This is a genomic window from Spirosoma pollinicola, assembly GCF_002831565.1.
GTDB lineage: Bacteria > Bacteroidota > Bacteroidia > Cytophagales > Spirosomataceae > Spirosoma > Spirosoma pollinicola.
In genome coordinates this window covers 4,233,186-4,255,250 of record NZ_CP025096.1, presented here as the reverse complement: position 1 = coordinate 4,255,250, position 22,065 = coordinate 4,233,186, and the positions used below count along the sequence as shown (strand labels likewise).

19 protein-coding genes are annotated in these 22,065 nt (G+C 48.8%); 9 read left to right on the top strand and 10 right to left on the bottom strand.

Going from position 1 to position 22,065, the window contains the following annotated elements; genetic code table 11:
* Positions 1–3 precede the first annotated feature (3 nt).
* From CWM47_RS40285 to CWM47_RS17895, 3 genes are all read right to left on the bottom strand, one after another.
* A complete protein-coding gene (locus CWM47_RS40285; protein WP_157815991.1) occupies positions 4–378 on the bottom strand; it encodes an RDD family protein in 375 nt (124 codons plus the stop codon).
* Between the two features lie 405 nt (positions 379–783).
* Positions 784–1,281 (bottom strand): hypothetical protein, encoded by a 498-nt coding sequence (locus CWM47_RS17900; RefSeq protein WP_100989603.1) that lies wholly within the window; start codon positions 1,279–1,281, stop codon positions 784–786.
* A gap of 182 nt (positions 1,282–1,463) precedes the next feature.
* Positions 1,464–1,940, bottom strand: coding sequence for a hypothetical protein (locus tag CWM47_RS17895; protein ID WP_100989602.1), 477 nt, complete (start codon positions 1,938–1,940; stop codon positions 1,464–1,466).
* A 336-nt stretch (positions 1,941–2,276) separates the two neighbouring features.
* Here CWM47_RS17895 and CWM47_RS17890 point away from each other — a divergent pair, with 336 nt between their 5' ends.
* Positions 2,277–2,534, top strand: coding sequence for a hypothetical protein (locus CWM47_RS17890; RefSeq protein ID WP_100993926.1), 258 nt, complete (start codon positions 2,277–2,279; stop codon positions 2,532–2,534).
* Here the strand turns inward: CWM47_RS17890 and CWM47_RS17885 are convergent.
* Together CWM47_RS17885 and CWM47_RS17880 are read right to left on the bottom strand one after the other, a co-directional pair.
* The gene (locus tag CWM47_RS17885) at positions 2,509–3,696 is read right to left on the bottom strand and encodes a tyrosine-type recombinase/integrase (RefSeq protein WP_100989601.1); all 1,188 of its coding nucleotides are present in this window, start codon (positions 3,694–3,696) and stop codon (positions 2,509–2,511) included. The two genes, CWM47_RS17890 and CWM47_RS17885, sit on opposite strands and share 26 nt — an antisense overlap.
* A gap of 99 nt (positions 3,697–3,795) precedes the next feature.
* On the bottom strand, positions 3,796–4,368 hold the full coding sequence (locus CWM47_RS17880) for a GIY-YIG nuclease family protein (RefSeq protein WP_100989600.1): 573 nt from the start codon (positions 4,366–4,368) through the stop codon (positions 3,796–3,798).
* Between the two features lie 67 nt (positions 4,369–4,435).
* Between CWM47_RS17880 and CWM47_RS17875 the strand changes: the two genes are divergently transcribed.
* Positions 4,436–4,678, top strand: a complete 243-nt coding sequence (locus tag CWM47_RS17875) for a helix-turn-helix domain-containing protein (RefSeq protein ID WP_100989599.1) — start codon at positions 4,436–4,438, stop codon at positions 4,676–4,678.
* A gap of 125 nt (positions 4,679–4,803) precedes the next feature.
* Here CWM47_RS17875 and amaB read toward each other — a convergent pair whose 3' ends face one another.
* Entirely contained in the window at positions 4,804–6,348 is a 1,545-nt protein-coding gene (amaB, locus tag CWM47_RS17870; protein ID WP_100989598.1) for an L-piperidine-6-carboxylate dehydrogenase, read from the bottom strand.
* A 139-nt stretch (positions 6,349–6,487) separates the two neighbouring features.
* On the opposite strand from amaB, the gene CWM47_RS17865 reads away from it, so the two are divergent.
* From CWM47_RS17865 to CWM47_RS17840, 6 genes are all read left to right on the top strand, one after another.
* On the top strand, positions 6,488–7,480 hold the full coding sequence (locus CWM47_RS17865) for a fasciclin domain-containing protein (protein WP_100989597.1): 993 nt from the start codon (positions 6,488–6,490) through the stop codon (positions 7,478–7,480).
* 143 nt (positions 7,481–7,623) lie between these two features.
* Entirely contained in the window at positions 7,624–8,178 is a 555-nt protein-coding gene (locus tag CWM47_RS17860) for an RNA polymerase sigma factor (protein WP_100993925.1), read from the top strand.
* On the top strand, positions 8,175–8,993 hold the full coding sequence (locus tag CWM47_RS17855) for an anti-sigma factor (protein WP_100989596.1): 819 nt from the start codon (positions 8,175–8,177) through the stop codon (positions 8,991–8,993). The genes CWM47_RS17860 and CWM47_RS17855 overlap by 4 nt, the downstream gene beginning before the upstream one ends.
* A gap of 355 nt (positions 8,994–9,348) precedes the next feature.
* On the top strand, positions 9,349–9,816 hold the full coding sequence (gene msrB, locus CWM47_RS17850; protein WP_100989595.1) for a peptide-methionine (R)-S-oxide reductase MsrB: 468 nt from the start codon (positions 9,349–9,351) through the stop codon (positions 9,814–9,816).
* A gap of 252 nt (positions 9,817–10,068) precedes the next feature.
* Positions 10,069–12,630: a penicillin-binding protein 1A gene (locus CWM47_RS17845; protein WP_100989594.1), complete on the top strand. Its 2,562-nt coding sequence runs from the start codon at positions 10,069–10,071 to the stop codon at positions 12,628–12,630.
* Between the two features lie 251 nt (positions 12,631–12,881).
* Positions 12,882–13,850: an alpha/beta fold hydrolase gene (locus CWM47_RS17840; RefSeq protein ID WP_100989593.1), complete on the top strand. Its 969-nt coding sequence runs from the start codon at positions 12,882–12,884 to the stop codon at positions 13,848–13,850.
* Between the two features lie 9 nt (positions 13,851–13,859).
* Here the strand turns inward: CWM47_RS17840 and CWM47_RS17835 are convergent, their stop codons facing one another.
* The 4 genes from CWM47_RS17835 to tsaD all read right to left on the bottom strand — a co-directional run bounded on the left by CWM47_RS17835 (position 13,860) and on the right by tsaD (position 17,185).
* Positions 13,860–14,255: a VOC family protein gene (locus CWM47_RS17835; protein WP_100989592.1), complete on the bottom strand. Its 396-nt coding sequence runs from the start codon at positions 14,253–14,255 to the stop codon at positions 13,860–13,862.
* Between the two features lie 131 nt (positions 14,256–14,386).
* Positions 14,387–15,229 carry a hypothetical protein gene (locus CWM47_RS17830; RefSeq protein ID WP_100989591.1) on the bottom strand — a complete coding sequence of 281 codons (843 nt, stop codon included), beginning with the start codon at positions 15,227–15,229 and terminating at the stop codon, positions 14,387–14,389.
* A 25-nt stretch (positions 15,230–15,254) separates the two neighbouring features.
* A complete protein-coding gene (locus CWM47_RS17825) occupies positions 15,255–16,139 on the bottom strand; it encodes an MOSC domain-containing protein (protein ID WP_100989590.1) in 885 nt (294 codons plus the stop codon).
* Between the two features lie 47 nt (positions 16,140–16,186).
* Entirely contained in the window at positions 16,187–17,185 is a 999-nt protein-coding gene (gene tsaD, locus CWM47_RS17820) for a tRNA (adenosine(37)-N6)-threonylcarbamoyltransferase complex transferase subunit TsaD (protein WP_100989589.1), read from the bottom strand.
* A gap of 134 nt (positions 17,186–17,319) precedes the next feature.
* Between tsaD and CWM47_RS17815 the strand changes: the two genes are divergently transcribed.
* Positions 17,320–22,017, top strand: a complete 4,698-nt coding sequence (locus CWM47_RS17815; RefSeq protein ID WP_100989588.1) for a translocation/assembly module TamB domain-containing protein — start codon at positions 17,320–17,322, stop codon at positions 22,015–22,017.
* The last annotated feature ends 48 nt before the right edge of the window (positions 22,018–22,065 follow it).

The following is a 22,065-nucleotide window of genomic DNA, read 5'->3' as shown; positions in this document are numbered from 1 at the left end:
TACTTATTTGCTGATTACAACTGAGTCGGCAACACGGTCATGGATTGCTCTACGCATACTGTCAGAGTGAATGGTCAGAAACGAAATCCAGCCTAATACAGCTTTGACTATGAAGCGGATTAGCGCTTTGGGAAAAGACAATTTCTGGGTAGTATCTGCTCGACTTCTGACCCTAACTTTAAAGAGGAAAGTGCCAAATGTGTAGCCCAAAGTTGAATTACAAATGGGGTCATAGAGGACGGCTAGCCCAAAAATGATTAAGCGAAATTGGTCAACGAAGGACTCTGGCAAGATGCTAACCATTGCATAAGCTAACATAAAAATAAAGTAAACGTCAATTAGGCTTGCTCCAATTCGCTTCCAGAGTGGCGGAAACACTAACGAGACAGGGGTAGAAGTACTAACTTCCGTATAGATAGTTTAAGTGGTTACGGTTTTTTTACTCAGACTTGATAAGTCGCCTTGCATGTGTCGCTCGCTTGTCAGCCAAAACTTCGAAATGGAAGTCCAAACCTGCTTAACCTGGGCATTTTAATTGTCACACGTAACCCGCCTATGAGCAACGGCTTTACTAACTCGTTGCTCCACTGTCGCAGGTAGCCCGCCTTGCACTCACAGCATGGACCCGCCACCCAACGACCATGAGTGTTGATGGTGAGCGAGTTACTGAACTAGACACACGTACTTGAACCTTTACACACTCATCATGTTGGGCTGCCTGCCTGCTGACGGGGCGGGCCACCTGTCGCCGGGAAGCTACCCACGCGAAGCGAAAACCGTTAGTCAGTCAAGCCAAGCACCATCTACTCCTTTTTGAATATACTCAAGTACTGCTGAATGCCCATCGTTTAGCCACGAACTAAATTCGGCATGCCTTGAGTGGTCCCAAATAACAACTACTTCAATTAGCGGGTCAAGTTGTATTCCAAATGCAGGTTCGCCTATAAATACAGCATAGCTATCTTCTGTTTGATAAACGATGCCCTTATAAAAAGTTAGCTTCCTGAAAACCTCTGGCAGTTGTTCACTTAGCAAACTATATAAGTCTTCACCGAAACCCGAATATCGGCTCATGAAATCATCATAATTTTCTTTCACATATTGTTCATTGAGAAATAAAAGCTCTAGACTTTCCTTTTTTTGCGTTTTTACAGACGGCGGTATATACGCAGATTCAATTATTTCTCTTAACTGAGGTGGTTCGCCTGTCAGCCGAAAGACAAAAACATTTTTCCAGATTTTCTTAAGGAGTCGCTCCACTGTCGCCCGAAAACTGACCATAGGATTTTATTTTTATAATTTCACCCAACGACCACGGGTGTTGATGGTGGGCGAGTCACTGGCCTGAACACAAGCCACTTCCACCTTTACACACCCGTCATGTTGGGCTGAAAAGCGTCCTTCTGGGGCGTGCTGCCTGTCACCGGGAGCCTGCCTGCGCGCAGTGAATAACCATGCACAATTCAATTGTCTATGTAGTAAAAATACACCAGATGCCATTTGCCTTGTATTGGCTTAAAGTGTTTTTCTATCATAGAACCAGATTCATCTATCCAAAACTTCTCTACAACAAGCGTGTCCGTCTTCTTTAAACCTACTTTATATAACACATCTTCGTAAATCGAGTCCTTTAAGGGCGGAGGATTCAGGAAACCTAATTCACTCCTCTGCGTGTAGTAAACTTTTGGGATCGTATCTTCTTTCGGCCCGTCCTCACCCAGTTCATGTAAATTTTGGTTGTAGCCTTCTAAAGGGAAAATTACGCGGTTTGCCTGAAAAAGACTGTCTGCATAAAATCGTCTATAGAACGTATCAAAATTTTCTATTTCATTCTGTGGTTGCTTACTGTTCCACTCTTTTTTCTCATTCCTGGCACCACATGATGCCAAAAATAGGCACAGCAAAATCCTGAGAAAAAATTGAGTATTGATTCTAATCATTTTCTTGATGTAAGCGGGTTGTTCAACCTGTCGCAGGAAAGTTAGACGGTTAAGCCTAAACTAAACTTTTAGGGAGCGCGCTCTGTCAACCGGAAGCTGACCAACAAACCAAACCGCTGGCCTGTCGGGGCGGCTCCACTGTCACAGATAACCCGCCTTTGACGCCCATTTTGGACCCGCCACCCAACATATATATGGGCGCGAACTTGCGGAACTATAAACTCCTATCAATCAGCAATCACTAATTCCGCACTCACTAAATTTCCAGGTTAAATGCTGCGGGTCATTGCAAGTAAGAAAACATATACCTTAATTGCAAATAGTAGTTACAAGAAAATGAAGACAAGGCAAATTGTTGTTGGGGTCAATCGGGTTTGGGACATAGACGGCTACTCAACTTACTTCTTCGATGCAAAAGGAGCCTTCTATCGCTTCAATGCACGTGGAGAAGTAATACCGCTTAAACGTACGATGAAACGATATACACAGGGGTATGTCCTGAAAAGTCGTTTCTTTAGCCTGTCCCAACTTCGCCCAATGCTCCGATGGCACAACCGAGACGAGCCCGCTAAAAATCATCCAGCGGACTTTTAAAGGTACTGATCCTGTCGGCCGAAACATGGGTGTAGCGCATGGTTGTCAGAATACTGGTATGGCCCAACAATTGTTGAATATACCGGATGTCCAGACCCGATTCGAGCAGATGAGTGGCAAAACTGTGCCTCAATGTATGGATGCCCCCTTTTTTCCGGATTCCGGCAAAACGCACCGTCTCACTATAAACCATCTGTATCGTTCGGTTCGCAATGGGTTCATGATTCTCCGAATTTTCAAAAAGATAAAGTTGGGGTGATCCGCCTGTTCGTTTATAGCTCGTCAGATATATATCCAGTATCGCTTCGAGCTTATGACTAAGCATGACAACGCGGTCTTTTTTTCCCTTACCAGCCCGAACGATAATGAGCCGCCTGAAACGATCAATATTTGAAAGACGAAGATGAACCACTTCGTTTAAACGCAAACCCGTGGCATATACCAATTGAAACAACGTCCGGTATTTCAAACTGGTCGTCGCACTAAAAATAGCTTTCACTTCGGCCACGCTGTAAACCGTGGGTAGTTTATCCGGAGTTCGTGGATACTCGATATTGTAAAACTCTTTGTCGCGCTGTAGAATCTTCTCGCAATAAAATTTCCAGGCGTTAATATGGACGTTAATGGTAGAGCTGCTGAGCCGTTTCGCCCTGATCAAATACAGCAGATACGTTTGAAATTGATGTTTAGTCAATTCCTCTACAGACCTAGGCGATGCATATCGAATTAGCGCAATACTTGCCTGTTTATAATTTTTAAGCGTTTTGTAGCTGTATTGGTGCAATTGTAAGGCATCGCAAAGGGAAACAACAACCGGATGCCGATCATACTCACGCAGGGGCTTAGCATACCGAACCCTTTTTGGGGCAATACCCTTCCCAACTGGCGGCCACATCGGATTTGTAGCCCGCTCAATTTCCGGCACTGTGGCCGTGGGCTTGTAGAGCCGCACCACAGCTTCATCGAACCGACAATGGTCTTTCCCGAAAAGTTTACCCACCTGTACAACGGCTTCGCGGGTGTTGGGCACCAGCCAGCACCGGCGCGAACGACTCCATCGTCTACCCGGAATTTGCCCCACCAAATCGTTGCCAATTGGGTCTTCTGGAAAGGAAACCGATAAAAGAGACGTTTCTTTCTCATCAATACGAATAGTTACCATACGAATACAGGCTTTTTGTAACCATTTAATTCAATACATGGACACGAAAAACCTGTATTCGTCACTAAGCAAGCTATGTTTACACACCTCCTCTCCTATTCATTTTGTAAAGAGCTGAATTTGCCTAGTTCGGCTGCTGATACCCACTGCCAGATATGTTGGCTTAACTTGAAGTACATGCCGCCCCGACACAACCAGCCCTTTGAACCGCCTTACCCACAACTCCACATCCTCGGGCTTATAATACTTTGCATTGCCAAATGAACTGGTTGGGTGTAACCCAAATGCCTCCCGTAGTCGATCAAAGGCAATGGGCGTGATGTTGTGTTTGAGGCAGATCAATTGCTTACTCAAGTGTCCCGATGCCGATTTGAGTTTTGGCATCTTTGGCGCTTTATTCAGCGCAGGTTTGAGCCGAACAATAGCGCCTTGTTCAAGCCGATCCAGGTCACGCTCTTCGCAACCGAAGAAGCGAAATCGGACAAAATTTACGCCCGCACGTTTGTGCTCCAACAGCCGCGACTGTAGGTCTACTGTTTGCCCAACAAAAACAACATCATTCATGGCATTAATTAAATAATAAATGCACGGATGGGCTTTAAATGGCATTTCTCCGTCTATAATCCGCCCTAAATCAAGGCCCATTCTGGCTATTTTTTCGCTGTTTTCCATGCATTAAATATACTACAAACAATACTTATATACAACAATTAATACATATATTTTTTACCTTTGTTTCATGGCTGGACGACGAGAAAAAAAGAGCAATATTCAGGGAAAATGGCTCAAGGAAGCCCTGGCCGCACAAGAGATGTCGGTCTACCGATTAGCGAAAGAATTAGGATATAGCCGGGAGAAATTTTACCGGCATATTGGTAATAAAACTTACCTCAGCAGCGAGTCGCTGGCCGAGATAGCGAGTAAGTTTCCAACTATGAATATGCGCTATGTACTAACAGGAGAAGGGAAGCCAGTGAATTAGTGAAGTCGGTGGAGTGAGTGGGGTAGGTGTAATGAGTGGAGTTGGTGGAGTGAGTGGAGTAGGTTGAGTGACTAACTTCACCTACTCCACCAACTCCACTCATTACACCTAATCCACCGACTCCACTACAACTCAAATGTAATCCCCTGCGCCAGGGGCATGGTTGTGCCGTAGTTGATGGTATTCGTTTGTCGGCGCATGTAGGCTTTCCAGGCATCGGAACCCGATTCGCGGCCTCCGCCCGTTTCTTTTTCGCCCCCGAAAGCGCCACCTATTTCGGCACCCGATGTACCGATATTCACGTTGGCAATACCACAGTCAGACCCTGCCACTGCCAGAAACCGCTCAGCTTCGCGCATATTCAGGGTGAAAATAGCTGACGAAAGCCCTTGAGGTACGCCATTTTGCTGGCGAATGGCATCATCGAGGGTGGTATATTTAAGCAGATATAGAATTGGCGCAAAGGTTTCACGCTGCACCACAGGCCAATGGTTTTCTGCTTCGGCCACACAGGGCCGTACGTAGCAACCCGATTCAAAACCCAGACCGTCAATAAGGCCCGGCTCCACCACAAACTGCCCGCCCGATGTCCGAATCTCGGCAATGGCCAGTTCGTAACTTTGTACAGCAGCCTGGTCGATAACCGGCCCCACATGGAACGATTCATCTAACGGATTCCCTATACGCAGTTGCGCGTAAGCGTTTTTTAATCGGCTTTTTACGTCGTCGTATATGCTTTCCTGCACAATGATTCGGCGCGTGCTGGTGCAGCGCTGACCGGCAGTACCAACGGCCCCAAAAACAATGGCCGGAATGGCCAGATCAAGGTCGGCATGTTCCGAGACAATAATGGCGTTGTTGCCGCCCAGCTCAAGCAGGCTTTTACCTAACCGACCCGCCACTGTTTCGGCAACGGCTTTGCCCATTCGGGTGCTCCCCGTTGCCGACACAAGCGCTACACGCGGATCACGCGCCAGCCACTCGCCCGTATCGCGGCCACCCGTAATCAGGCACGACACCCCTTCGGGTACGTCGTTGTTGCGCAACACCTCGCCAATAATTTGCTGACAGGCCAGGGCCGTAAGTAGTGTTTTTTCGGACGGCTTCCATACACAGACATCGCCACACACCCAGGCCAGCATGGCGTTCCACGACCAGACGGCAACCGGAAAATTAAACGCAGAGATAATACCAACCACCCCCAGCGGATGCCATTGCTCCAGCATTCGGTGGGCGGGCCGCTCCGAGTGCATCGACAGGCCATACAGCTGCCGCGACTGCCCAACGGCAAAATCGCAGATGTCTATAATTTCCTGTACCTCACCTAAGCCTTCCTGCAAGGACTTACCCATTTCGTAACTAACGAGCGTTCCCAATTCCCGCTTATACCGCCGAAACTGTTCGCCCATTTGTCGGACAATCTCACCCCGACGTGGAGCAGGTACCAATCGCCACTCCGCAAAAGCCGCCTGTGCCGTTTCAATAACGTGGTCATAGTCAGCACGGCTCGTTAGGGTAACGCGGGCAATGAGTTGCCCATCGGCCGGAGAATAAGAATCGAGGGTTTTGGTGGGTTGGCCGGTCGACGAATCGGTAGCGTGCCAGAAGTGCTGTCCGGTGCTGGTACCGGGCTTAACGGGCTGGGTGGGTAATGGAAGAATAGACTGCATAAAAGGGTTTTGTGGTTTGTTGAGACAACAGCAAATCTACCCGCCTTTACGCAAACAACACAAAATTGACCCCAAACTTTTTGCCTGTAACTCGGTTAAAACAGGAAGAATATCCGATATACTCTTAATCGACAACGGTATGAAAATCAAGCAACACATTAGCCTATTCGCGTTGGGAACAGCGCTGATCGCTACCACCGGCTGGGCGCAAACAACCCCAACGGGAGCCGCTACCTCAACAACCTATCCGCAGGGAGCCATTGCTCCGGATTCGATGCCGGCAAAACCCTCCCGCGATCAAAAGCGTGCCATGAAACGCAACCGAAAAATGACTAATCAAAAAGCGGGCAGTGCCGCCACCACCACAAACACGTCGCCACAAGACGCCCGCTATCGGCAGAGTTCATCCAGCGATGGCACAGCGATAAACAACAGTAACACAACCAATTACAACAGCAACAATGTAACCAACGCGCCAACCGGTGCAGGTAGCAACCCAAATGCTGCGCCTGTCGATCCGGTGAATAACGCGCAAAACAACAGTGCTACCCGCAGTTCATCAGGTAGTTCGGGGCTAGCAGATTCCAACGCCGGAACTGCAGCAGCTGTTGAGGGGGCTAAATCCAGCCCAACCCCAGCCGTGAAAGCAGGCAGTACCGTTCGAAACACCAGCATCGGCGATTTTGTCTCGTCATCGCCCAACTACACAACCCTGCAAAACGCCCTGCAATCGGCCGATATGTGGGAAACACTCAAAGGCAGCGGCCCTTACACGGTCTTCGCGCCAACAAATGCGGCTTTCAAAACCCTTCCAACTACGGTGCAGGGTGCTTTGCTGGAAGGCAGTAACCGCGCTGCCCTTAAACAGCTTCTATCCTATCATGTGGTAAGCGGCACGCTGTCGCCCGCAGAATTGAGTCGTCAAATAAAAGCCGGTAATGGGAAAGCAACTTTGAAAACGTTATCGGGTACTAACTTGACTATTCAGGAATCAAACGGGCGTATGACGCTTACCGATGAACAGGGACATACAGCCTCCATTGACGGTAGCGATAACCCTCAGGCCAACGGAGTCGTTTATAGTATAAGTGGTGTGTTGATGCCCAAATCGGGTATGGATTCTTTTCGTTGACCAGAATAATCTAACGATTATCTTCGATAGACCCGCACAGCAACGGCTGACCGTCGGCGGTGCGGGTCTATCACCTTAATCTGGCACATAAACACTGGTTTTTTAAAAAACTGTATATATTTGGCTCACTTAACACCCCCCTCGTGAAACGCCAGTCTTCTTTAGTTTCAGAAAGCGTCTTGATTGAAAAGCTTACCCAGCGCGATCAGCAGGCTTTTCAATGGCTCTATGATCAATATTCACCCGCCCTTTTTGGGGTGGTGCTTCGCATTGTGCGTGATGATGAGCAGGCGGCTGACCTTTTACAAGACATCTTCGTCAAGATCTGGAAGAACCTGGACGCATACGACGCCAGTAAGGGTCGTTTGTTTACCTGGATGCTGAATATTTCCCGAAATACGGCCATTGATTCGCTACGCTCTCAAAAAACGCAACCCTTTGCGGCAATCCGAACCGACGAAGACAACGTACATATTGTTGACCGGCAACACAATACGGAGCAGCCCAACCCAGACCACATTGGTATAAAGGAAGTTGTAAACCAGTTGAGACCCGAACGCAAACAGTTAATTGATCTGGTCTATTTTGGGGGATATACCCATGAAGAAGCCGCCGAAGAACTCAAACTGCCGTTGGGAACGGTAAAAACTCGTGTCAGGGCAGCCTTGCAGGAATTAAAGCAATTATTTAAATCATGAACGTTACGGAGTACATAGCATCTGGTATCTTGGAGTCTTACGTCATGGGTGCGGTTAGCGACCAAGAGCGACGCGAGGTCGAGTGCCTATCGTCTATTTATCCGGATATACGACTCGAACTTGACCAGCTTTCAGAAGTCCTTGAAAATTACGCGCTTTCGCACAGCGTTGAACCACCCGAATCGGTGAAGGCCAAATTGATGGATCAACTTGACTTCGACAAGCCGGTGCAGGAAACCATCGTTCGGCCAATGCCGGTTGATATGTCGACAACTAATTCGTCTCCTACTTTCCGGGTTACCTGGATTGTGGCTGCCTCAATGGGTTTGTTGCTTTTCTTATTTTCGTTCTACCTCCTTTCGCAGCTGCGAACAACCCAAAAAAGACTGACGTCTACTCAAACCGATAACAGCAAAATGCTGGCTGAGGTGCGCCAGTTGCGCGATCAAAAAACACTGGCCGATCAGGCACTGGCCGTTGTCCGCCAACCCGGTACCCGAACGCTGGAATTGAAGGGTAATGATAAAGCACCCCAGGGTACTATGCTCGTTTTCTGGAATAGCCAAACCCATCAGGTAGCTGTTCAGGTTGGGTCACTGCCTCCTTTACCAGCCGACAAGCAATATCAGCTCTGGTCGATGGTGGGTGGCAAACCCGTTGATGCAGGTGTATTCGAAACATCATCAGCTGCGGTCCAACGCATGAATCGTAACGTGGCACGGGCCGAAGCGTTCGCCGTCACGGTCGAAAAACGGGGAGGAAGCCCAACGCCTACCCTCTCCACATTGCTCGCGCTTGCTCCCATAAACGCCTGAACGTAACGCACGTTTTTACTGTTTTTATAATAGAGATTATTTAGGATTTTGATTCCGAACGAGTTTTTGTCATCCCGACGAAGGAGGGATCTTCGGGGTAGGTAGAGTTTTTCATTTATCCCGAAGATCCCTCCTTCGTCGGGATGACAAAAACTCGTTCGGAATCAAAATCCTAAACAACCTCATAGCATATTTCGCCAAATCCGGCGCTCAATGCTTGTGTTTTCGACGCTATTTATAGCGAATGAAAAGAGTGCCTTTATACCTTAGCTTGCATTGACGACCTGGCAACCATGCTCAGACTATAACCTTTGCGTTTACACTTGCGTCTTTGCGCTAAAATCTAAAAAACGATATGAAACTCATTTTGTCAATTCTATTATCAGCTTGTCTGTTTACAGCTTTAGCCTTTACTACAGACGACACGCCCCCTCATAAGGTAGTAAAAACCGATGCAGAGTGGAAAAAAATTCTAACACCAAACCAATACACCGTGCTTCGCGAACACGGAACCGAACGGGCTTTCACCAGTCCGCTCAACGAGATTCACGACCACGGCACGTTCTATTGTGCAGGGTGTCATAACGCGTTGTTTGCGTCTGATACTAAATTTGACTCCGGCACAGGCTGGCCAAGTTTTTATCAACCCATCGCCAAAAACGCCGTAAAGGAGAACTCCGACAAAACCTATGGCATGGTTCGTACAGAGGTGCTTTGTAACGTATGTGGTGGTCACCTGGGCCATGTGTTCAACGATGGCCCCAAACCAACGGGGCTTCGCTACTGCATGAATGGTGTGGCTATGACATTCGAGAAAAAATAGATGTAAGGCGTTATTCTGCCCGAAAGCGTATATTGATTCGTAAAAAATAACCAGGCAAAAATCAGCCGGGCCGTGTGAGCGACCCGGCTTTTGTATATTACATCGGTCGAAAATCCGTTATATTTGGACCCCGGTCCGGACTGACCCGTTCTGGATTGACCCGGACCTGATCGGGGCAATCCGGACCAGATAGACTGGACACCATCGGTGGGCCAGCTGGTGAATAATCAGATTATATTCGACTATTAAAACATGAGTCAATACAGGGAGCGATTCCGCGCTGTTCGGCACGCTTTTGGCGAATTTCGGAAACGCCAGAAAGTAGCAGGCAACGTTAGAAGCAGAGTAGGCCGCCATATCGCACGGGTTGCCGGCGAGGAGCGTGTCAATGCTTGGGCAAACACCTATCATAGCTATCGTAATCAGTTTCGCGCATTCGTTCATCAGTACATCGATCCTGAATCCTGGTATTATCCTTACCTAAAAAAAACAACGAAAGGTATTCTTTGGGCTTCTCTGGCTCTGGGTATTTACGTATTTGTTCTAAACTACAACTTCCTGTATCTCACCGGCGAAATGCCGAGTGTGGGCGAGTTAAGCAACCCAAAGCTTAATCAATCGTCCGAAATTTATTCGCAGGATGGCGTTATGATCGGTAAATTCTACGCCGAAAACCGGACGCCTATCAAGTTCGAGAACATCCCAAAACCGTTAATTAACGCCCTGATCGCCACCGAAGATGCCCGTTTTTACGAACATGGTGGCGTCGATCCACGGGCTATAGGCCGGGCCGTTATTAGTTTCGGCCGCGATGGAGGAGGGTCTACCATTACGCAGCAGTTAGCCAAGAACCTCTTTAAAACTCGCCGAAAAACAAATACGGGCCTGTTAACCCGTATTCCATTGATCCGAAAAGTCATTTATAAGTCGAAAGAATGGCTGATGGCCCTTAAACTGGAAGGGAATTTCTCGAAAGATCAGATCATCACCTATTACTTCAATACGGTGGATTTCGGCCAGAACGCCTTCGGCCTGAAAACTGCCGCCCAGACATTTTTCAACAAGGTTCCAGACAGCCTGAATGTGCAGGAAGGAGCGGTATTGGTCGGCCTTCAAAAAGCCACGACAAACTACAATCCATTAAGAAATCCCAAACGCTCCCGCGAACGCCGGAATATCGTGCTGGGCCAAATGGCCAAGTATAAATTCCTGACAAAAGCCCAGGCCGACTCGATTAGTGCCTTACCGCTTATAACGGAATTTACACCCGAAAATCCTTACTCCGGGCCAGCCAGTTACCTCAAAAATGTTGTTCTGGATTACGTAAAAAAGTGGGGCGAGGAAAACGGGTATGATCTGTATACCGATGGGTTGCGGATTGTCACAACGATCGACTCGCGCATGCAAACGTATGCTGAAGAGGCTACGAGCGAAAAGATGAAGCAGTTACAGCACTCATTTGATAACCACTGGCGCGGTAGAAACCCGTGGACAGACGAAGATGGTAATGAGATTCCGGGGTTTATTGATTCTGTAGCCCATCGGACAGAACGCTACAAAACGCTGAAACGACGCTTCATGCCCCTTTATCCAGACTCGATCATGTACTACATGAAGAATGTGAAGTACAAAATGAGAGTCTTTAGCTGGACGAATAAGCGTGGTTATGATTCAACATCAATGACTCCCTATGACTCGATTGCCTACTACAAGCACTTTTTGCAGTCGGGTATGGTGGCCATGGACCCGCGCACGGGCTACATTCGGGCCTGGGTTGGCGGTCTGGATTACAACTACTTTAAGTATGATCACGTCAAACAGGGGAAACGCCAACCGGGTTCGACCTTCAAGCCTTTTGTTTATACTACGGCTATTGATGATACGCTTAGCAACCTTAGCCCCTGTGACCGCATTCAGGACAAGCCATTCCGCAAAGAATACCGCGAAAATGGGGAAGACAAGATATGGGAACCCCGCAACTCAACAGGCTATTATTCGTATGCGCATTTGACACTTCGCCGGGCTATGGCACGTTCGGTCAACTCAATCACAGCTCAGTTGACTGATGACGTTGGCCCCGAACGTGTAGCCGAATATGCACACCGAATGGGTATTAAAAGCAGGCTGGAAGCCGTACCATCCATCGGGCTGGGTTCATCGGATGTGTCTCTCTACGAACTGGTGGGAGCTTACTGTACCTTTGTCAACGATGGTGAATCGACCGAACCCATTATCGTTCAGCGCATAGAAAATCGCGATGGTGATGTAATCGAGACATTCACGAGCCAGCACAAACGGGCAATAAGCCCCGAAACGGCCTTTCTGATGCGGTATATGCTACAGGGCGGCTTGCAGGAATCCGGCGGCACGTCGCAAAACCTGTGGTCGTACGACCTGTTCAAAAATCACAATGAAATGGGTGGTAAAACGGGAACAACGTCCAACAACTCCGACGGCTGGTTTGTGGGCGTCTCCAACAACCTGATTGTTGGTGCTTGGGTCGGTGGCGATGACCGAAGTATCCACTTCCGCTCAACCGACCTTGGCGAAGGCGCGAAAACAGCTTTACCACTAGTGGGTCGTTTTCTGGAGAAGGTCTATCATGACTCCCGATTCAAAAATCTGCAAGGGCCCTTTCCAAAGGCTGATGGTATCACAAAAGAATACCTGAATTGCGGCTACTCTGGCGACGAACAGGAAACTACTGAATCGGATTCAACCGATATTTCAAGCGAAACAGGCGACTCAACTCTCGTTCCTGTTGCCCCTGCACCGGACCCAACTACGCCCCCCGATACGACAAGGAATCAATAAATTGGTATTGTGTAGCAGTAGTGTCGGGTCTCAGGACCTGACACTACTGCAATTATGGAAAATACATACTTGTTGGGTTTGATCAACACTTGCGTTATATCCTAGAATATTTATAATTGATTGATAATTAACGAATTGTATACATTTTTCAAGAAACGTACTGTACCAGTCGATAAACTCCGAGCAGAGTGACGACAATTATTTAAACTTTTGGCAGGGTATTCGTAGTTATAAATACACACCCTGGCATCATGAAGCTATTCACACAAATTTTTCGCTGGACTATTTTTACCCTACTAATATTGGCCGTTGGTGGAGTCATTGCAGGCTGGTTTGTTGACTCCCGTCAAACAGATCAGGAGTTAGTCGATGAGTTTAAGGATCAGCGCGTTCACCCTGTCGTTCATTACTACCACGTTCAGCAAAAGGGAACTCAGGAACCTCGTACCATTCGGTTTATGGAAACGCCCGTTTCGGAAACCGATTCGACATTGCCAGTCGTACTTTTCGTTCATGGTGCCCCAAGTTCGCTCTCTTTTTTCAACGAGTTTTTTAAGGATACAACGCTGCTTAATCGGGCGCAGCTGGTAGCCGTTGACCGCCCCGGATATGGATACTCGGATTATGGTCGAGTCGAAACGTCGATTATTCGACAGGCCGAATTGCTGCAACCGCTCATTAATCGGTACAAAAAAGCACCCTATTTAATGGTTGTTGGCTCGTCGTATGGCGGGTCTGTCACGGCGCGACTGGCGATGAATAATCCAGACAGGGTCGACCATGTTGTGTTCGTTTCCTCAGCCCTTGGACCTGGACTCGAACGAACCTACCCAATCAGCTATTTTGCCGACAGTCCGCTAATTCATTGGGGTGTTCCTCCCCTATTGCGGCTGGCAAACGATGAGAAACTGGCCCACCGTCGCGCTTTGGAAGCTATTTTGCCCGATTGGCCCAAAATCAAAGCCAGCATTACCATGCTGCATGGCCAGCGCGACGAACTGGTGTATCCAACAAACGTTTCGTTTGCTCAAAATCACCTAGTAAATGCCGAAGTGAAGCAGTTTCTCCTTCCCGAAAACCGCCATGATATTGTGTTCAACAAGCGGGAATACATGACGCAAATTATCCTCGACATCCTGACGCAACGCGATGTTAAGGAAACGGCGAAAGCTAAAACGATAGCCGTAAAATCGAAGCAGGAAGAGACGCCCAAGCTATAGCAAATACCCCTACGAAGCCACTAGCTCGATTCGATTTCCTTCAGGGTCCAATACAACACTTTCGTAATAGCCATCGCCCGTTCGGCGGGGTTCGCCAACGACAGCATATCCATCTATTCTGAGCCTGGCCGTTAACGCATCTACGGCGGCCTCGTTGCCCACGGTGACAGCGAAGTGAATAAGCCCCGTAAATTGGTTCAGGGCATCATTTTTCGTAATGGGAATCCCCGGCATATGCATAATTTCCAGCCGGGAACCGCCATCGGGAAACGTCAAAAAATAAGACGAAAAACCTTTTTTGGAATTGACGTATTTGTCGTTGGCTGTAGCCTGAAAATACGTTTCATAAAAAGTTCGCATCCGGTCAAGATCGCGAACCCACAGGGCAAGGTGTTCGATGTGCATTTGTAGGAAAGTTACTAATCGACAATAGACCCCCAACTTTTATGATTACAAACCTATAAGGTCTCAAAGACCTTGTAGGTTTATTGCTTGACTACTTAACCAATACAACTACTTCACCACTTCACTAAGGTTTACAGCACCAGCATCGGCATCCAGAATACCCCATCGCCGAGCCAGCGATACCGTTCATTTTTAAGGAAATAGTCTGGATAGCGCTGAATTCCATAGAGCGTTAGGCTCATTAGTGAAAGCATTAGGGCAGACCGTTGAGCGAATCGATCTTCGGTCAGGAAACAGAGAGCAAAGCCAGTCAGCACAATGATGAGTGTTAACCAGCGTAAAATCAGGGCACAGTTACCCAACCCCCAGGCAGTGGCTAAGGAAAACTGGGCTTCATGAGGTGCTTCTAACTGTTCCATAACCGCAAACAACAACAGGTTTTGGAACGCGATTCCGGCAAACATCAGCCCTTGTAGTATCTCAATCATACTCACCGACGGGCGTTGTACCCACACACTCCCCCAAATACCAGCCGCATATAACACGGCAACGAGTGGTTCTTTCAGCAGCAAAGCCGGATGCCGTGCAGGCAATCTGAAAACAGCGCCAACGTAAGCAATACAAACACCGCCCAACACAAGCCCGAACTTAATGACGCTGCCGGGCAGAAAAAACGTTAGAATAAAGGCCAGTACAGCCGCACCAATCACAACGCACCATAGCAGCGGGGCATGGTCGCGATGGAACCGATGACGGGCCGTAAGTGGTTGGCTGGCGGGGTCGATAGTAAACTTTCTGACATCAAGTAGCCGGTCGACCGTGTAAATGATAAACACGACCAGAGCAAGTATGATAGAGGTAGCCCAATGCACGGGGTCAACGTCCGACAGGCGTATAGCCATGCGATTGGAAAACACAGCTCCCATCACGACGGGGAAACTCAGGTAATAGCTATTTCGTAGATATTGGAGCAACTTGTTTTTGATTATCTGCGTGAAATCAGTTTAGTCCAGCTATTGGAGGAGCCAGCCACGGCTCCTGCCGGGCAATTACGTCAACAGGCTGTCCCACCCGTAACGTCCCCAGCACAAACTCGCCGGTGGGCTTTGCCAGTACGTTTTGGCCAAATAGAATTTTATTCTTCCACTGCCGATACGTTGCCAGCGTGCGCAGCGGTTCCCTACCCGTCTGGCCGGTTTGGGGGTCAATGGTGGTGAGCACACACCGGGCGCAAGGTTTAACCCCATAAAAATCCATGTCGCCTAGCTTAAAGTGTTGCCAGGCATCTTCCTCATTGGGTAAGCTTCCAGCCACCACTATATTCGGACGGAAACGCAGCATGGACATGGGCCTATCGAGCCGTTGATTCAGGTTATACAATGAAGCCTGACCAATGAGCAGATACGGGTATCCATCGGCAAAACTCACCGCATCGTTCTGGCGGGCATAAGCCTCATCGACAGCCCGGTGGGTTGTTTCGGGCATAAACACCAGCCGACAGGGTTTTTCCAGCACGTTCGTAAACCAGCGGTCGGCATCATCACTAACGGTTAGTGCCGGAACATCTTTACTATCCCAGATCGTGACCTTTATGGTTTCGCGGGCTTCGGTGGCATCGTTGGTGTGTTCGGGTATAGTTAATGGCAGTTTTAGCACATCATCGGGGCGATGCCGGTGCCAGACACGCAAAATATCCCCGCCTTCAATGGCTACATCGAGCAGGGCCATTGCATGGTTGGTACGCTGCGTCATAAATTCGCCACTGGGGTCGACCAGCATAAACCGCCGATCATACCGAAAGCCCTTCTCTTCCACAACAGTTTCAGTTACAGAAATACCCCCAAGTGATTTTATTGGATAAATAAATAGTTCAGAAATGGTCATTGAGTTAGTGATTTGGCGTGTGGCGCGGGTATTTACCCGCGCTAGAACTACATACTCATTCTAGGCATTGGGCTAACGGTTTGAGCCGTAAACTCTCCCTGTTCATATTTAAACTGGGCGGCCATCGCAATCATAGCTGCATTGTCGGTGCAGTATTCGAAGCGGGGAATATACACATTCCAACCCTGCTCCTGCCCCAGTTGGGTTAATGAAGCGCGTAACCCGCTGTTGGCCGATACGCCCCCGGCAATCGCGATCTCCCGAATTCCGGTTTCACGGGCAGCACGTTTTAGTTTGGTCAACAGCATTTGTACCAACGTATGCTGAATACTGGCACAAATATCTGCCAGATGCTGGGCAATAAACTCAGGATTCGTTTTGGTGTTATCCCGCAGAAAATACATGATTGCGGTTTTAATGCCGCTAAATGAAAAGTCGAGATTAGCCATTTCGCTCATCGGAAACCGGAACGCCAGCGGATTCCCTTCTTTGGCGTACCTGTCGATCAACGGGCCACCCGGATAAGGCAAACCCAGCAACTTGGCCGATTTGTCGAAGGCTTCACCAACCGCATCGTCCAGGGTTTGGCCCATCACGGTCATATCGAGTGGACCATCGACACGCACAATCTGCGTGTGTCCTCCGCTAACCGTCAGGCACAGAAACGGAAACGCAGGCCGGGGCGCTTCAATAAAGTGGGCCAACACGTGGGCCTGCATATGATTGACCTCAATCAGCGGGATGTTCAGCCCCAGCGCCAGTGCCTTGGCAAAGGAAGCCCCAACCAGCAACGAACCAAGCAGGCCCGGCCCCCGCGTGAAAGCAATGGCCGATAGCTCATTTTTTGGTAGATTTGCATCGGCTAACGACCGCTCAACCACCGGCAAAATATGTTGTTGATGCGCTCTTGACGCTAGTTCGGGCACAACTCCTCCATACTGTTCATGAATTAACTGAGTGGCAATTACGTTCGACAGGATATGCCCGTTGGCGATAACAGACGCCGACGTTTCGTCGCAGGAAGACTCAATGGCTAAAATGTTCACCGTGCAAAACTAATGGATAATGATTTCTACAAAAATGAACAATGGAAGTTACGACTAAACCGTTCACTCGGTTATACAGTCTAAAGGATAACCATTTTTCGTTATTTGTTGTAGCTTAGGCATTTCCACCCTGAATGCGTCAGTTTTTCGCCATATTTCTTAAAACACTGCTCTACCTGATCCTCACGGTATTAGGCTTGACTTTGGGCATTTTGCTGAGCCTCCAACTCCCGGCGGTACAAACACGCCTGGCCCAGAAAGGTGCAACCTGGCTATCCGAAAAACTTCTCTTCCCGGTTACGATTGACGGGGTTTCTATCAAATGGTTCGATTCATTAACCCTCGAAGGCGTGCAGATCAACGACCGTCAGGGGCGACCAATGATTACGGTCAAGCGGCTTGATGCCGATTATAATCTTAGAAATTTACTTGACTCATCGGCGCACAACATTCATTTAGATGAAGTAGTGTTATATAAGCCTGATGTTCGAATGATCAAAAATCGAACGAATGGCGATACAAATCTTGATGAATTCATTGCCCGTATCGAAGCATTAACATCAGACCCCACCAAACCAAGCGTTCCCAATCAGAATGTTCCCTTTACCATCGGGCATATTCATTTGGTTGAGGGCGCCTATACCCTCGAAGACCCCCGCGAGCCTTTTTTGCACAACCGGGCCAGCTTCGATTATAACCATTTTACGCTCCAGCACCTGACCGCCGAGGTTAGTGATTTTTTAGTCTTGGGCGATACCATTGCCTTCGATGCCAAAGGGTTAACGGGAGTCGACCGCGATTCCCGCATAAAAATCCGCCAGCTAGACACGCGCTTTTTGTATTGCAACACCAAAATGGAGTTGGGCCGTTTGTATGCTCACATTGGCAATTCAATTATCCGGAACGAGCTGATTTTTGCGTACGATAAACCCTCCGCCTTTGGCGATTTTAATAGTCGGGTGCGGTTATATGCCAACTTCAAAAACAGTAAAGTAGAGTCGAAAGACCTTGGCTTTTTCTCTGATTATTTACGGGGCCTCAACGAAACCTGGTTGCTATCCGGAATCTTTACCGGCACCGTCAACGACCTTCAGCTTCGGCGTACCGATCTGCGGTTTGGGGCAAATGGACGCAGCCAGCTAACGGGCGACATTGCCTGGAAAGGGTTGCCCGATATGGATCATACAACGGTCAACTTCAATTTCACGCCCTCGGTGGTTAGTATGGCCGATATTCGGCAGTATTACCCCGATAGCTCGTTTAACAAGACCATTCAAAAGCTTGGCACGGTAGCATTCAACGCTACTTTTGTGGGTGCATTCGATGATTTCAAAACGAAAGGAACGTTCAAAACCGGCATTGGCAACGTTACGGGCGACGTGGTGCTGAAGCTTGCCGATAAGTCAGATTTAACGACCTACACAGCCAATCTGAAAGGCGAAAACCTTGACCTTGGCCAGTTGATCAATCAGCCCGACGAATTTGGCAAACTCAATGGCGAAGGTAAACTTACCGGGCGAGGCACCGACTTGAAACGAGCCAGTGTAGATTTCGACGGCCAGTTCAGTCAGTTTGGCTGGCAGGGATATGCTTATCGGAATGTGGCCGCCCGAGGCAATTTACAGAAAGCTATCTTCCAAGGGCAACTGAACATCAACGACCCCAATCTGGCCTTTAATCTTGATGGCGAGTTCAACCTAAGCGGCTCTCGTAATCATTATGACTTCCATGGTCTTGTCAATCATGCCGATCTGCGTGAGTTGGGGTATCTGCGTGACTCACTGGTAATTAAAACGAATCTGGATGTTCGACTGGAAGGCAGTAAGCTCGACGACATTGTGGGGAGTGCCGTGTTCACAAACGCTACCCTAACGCTCAGCCAGCCCGAACGCACCTTGCCTATCGACAAACTCACCCTTGCCTCCACCATTGAACAGCGGGTCGGGCTTTCGGCTGACTCAAGCAGTATCCAGAGTACCCAACGTTATTTTGACCTTGATTCCGATTTCCTGACAACCCGATTGCAGGGAACGTTTCAGCCACAACGCACGATTGATGACCTAACCCGGTTGGCGAAAGAATATCAACTCTATTTTGCAGGCGATGCCGCTGGCATGAAAGCCTATTACGAACAAAAACAGCGGCAGACGGAGCGACTTGCAAAACAACGCTTGACTGACCCTACGCAACGATATGGCGTTGACTATCAACTAATCACGAAGAACAGTACACCCCTGCTTACCTTTTTAAAATCGACCGTTTATGTCGCTCCGGCCACCCGGATGGAAGGTCGTTTTACCGTCGACAATACGTCTTTTTTGACGGCAACGGTCAAAACGGATTCGGTGCGATTCGGGAAAATCGGTTTTGGTCCAAGCGACCTCGATCTTACCACGTCCAAGTTTACCAACAGCCAGGAAGTGCTGGCATCGGCCGTTATTTCATCAAAACGGCAGCGGTTTACGTCCTATCTACCCACACGTAATTTACAGGCAGAAGCCTCCTGGGATGTTGACCATATCAATTTCACGAGCCGCATTGAGCAGGCCGATAGCAGTGGCCGATTCGTTAACCGGGCCGATCTGAACGGCGACCTGAGTTTTAAAGGCGACGCGATTGACTTGACCTTTCGCCAGTCGAAACTGCGTGTACTCGATGGCGACTGGACGCTGAATCCACAAAGTCTGATTCGGAAAGTAGGTGATGACTATACGATTCGGGATCTCTCCTTACTGAACGATAATCAATTGATTCAGGCGTCGGGCCAGATTTCGTCCGATACGTCCGCGCATCTGGCGGTCGACGCCCAGAATTTCCTCTTGGCCTCCCTGAATTCGCTTCTGAACACCAAGCTGGGCGGGATTTTAAATGGCTCTATGGCTATTCGGAACCTCTACAAGACGCCCATTCTTGAGAGTTCATTATCGGTAAAAGAACTCTCTTACGAGAACGCACTTATTGGCGACATAGACGGGCAGGGTGCCTGGGATCAACTGGCGCAACGCTTGAACGTCGATGCGCGTGTGAGTCGAAACGGGGCCGATGTAGTTACGCTGAAAGGTAACTTTACTCCCCAGCAAAAAACCAATCCACTTGCCCTGAATGCCACCGTCAACAATGCGGATTTGTCATTATTGGAACCGTTTACAAAGGGCTTATTTTCCAATCTGGGCGGTATTGCCACTGGTGTGGTGGCCGTTAGCGGAAAACCTGCCATGCCAGTCCTGAAGGGTGAAGTAGCTATACAAGGTGGGCGGGGGCGATTTGATTATCTGAAAGCCGACTTCACCTTCGACGATAAGATCTATTTTGGCGAGAACGAGATTATTACCCGGCAGCTTATACTACACGATCCGCAGGGTAACACAGCAGCGCTTCGGGGGGGCGTTTACCACGACGGTTTCCGGTATTTTACGCTCGGTTTCGACGCTGACTTCAAGAATTTCAAGATCATGAATACGCTGGCTGCCGACAACGATGCCTTTTATGGGCAAGCAGTTGTGACCGGGCGGGCAGAGCTATACGGCCCGATAAGTAACCTGACTGTTCGCGCCAACGTAGCCAGTAATAAAGGCACGCGGATTTATATTCCGCTTGATGGGGCCACATCAGTAGCCGCCGATGATCAGATTCGGTTTGTCAACCATATACCCGGCGGAGTCACGGGGAAACCGGGAAGCCAGACAGCAACTAAAACAGATGGCGATCTGGATTTGTCGAACATCCAGATGGATTTCAACTTCGACATCACGCCCGATGCCTATTGTGAAATTCAGTTGGATCGTCAAACGGGCGATATCATCAGTGCCTACGGACAAGGTCGGGTAGCGATGAAAGTCGATACCAAGGGCGATTTTACCATGACCGGCAACTACGAAATTCAAAAGGGAGAGTACACCTTTACCTTCCAGAATATCATCAACAAACGCTTCCAGATTCGCCCCAACAGCCGCATCACCTGGACGGGTGACCCTTACGGCGCTTTGCTGGACGTAACGGCCGCTTATACCCAATATACTTCGCTGGCGCCCCTGCTCTCCACAAACGGCACAACAACCAACACACGGGCCGACCAAACACGTCGGTACCCTGTCGATCTGGTTATTAAATTGACCGGTGAACTGGGCACGCCCACCATCAGCTACGATCTGGACGTGAAGGAATATCCTTCATCATCGGACTTCCGGCAGGCGGTGACGGCGTTTAAATCACGGATTCAAAGCAACGATCAGGAGCTTACCCGGCAAGTAAGTAGTGTTCTGTTGTTTAATCAGTTACTGTCTGAAGGGCAAAACTTATTCGATCAGGGGCAGGTAAACAGCGGTGTAGCCAACAGCGTAAGTGAATTACTTTCCAACCAAATTAGTCGGTTAGCCTCTAACCTGAATGATAAACTCGATGTAGGTGTTTCCTTCGGCGGCTTTACCGGTGGCACCCAAAGTGACAACCTGCTTAATAACTTACAACTCCGATTCTCGTATCGCTTACTAAACGACCGGTTGCGCATCAGTCGCGACGGTGGCTTTACATACGGTCAAAGTCAATACAACGCAGCCAGTTTGCTGGGCGAGTGGACACTCGAATACTTCATTACGCCCGATGGTCACCTGCGGGCAAAGGTCTACAACCGAAATCAGCAAAGTATTCTGAGCCAAACCAGCTTTAACAGTACCATCACCACTGGTGGAGGTATGAGTCTACTGTACACGCGTTCGTTCAACCGGCTCTTTGGCAACAAACGAAACGCCCCCGGACTAACGCCCACTAAGCCAGCTGATGAACCAACACCGTCACCCAGCCCGACCCCAACGGTTAGTGTACTTGACAAGTAAGTTGTTAGTGGTGAAGTGGGTGAATTAGTGAAGTGGCTGACGCGAAAG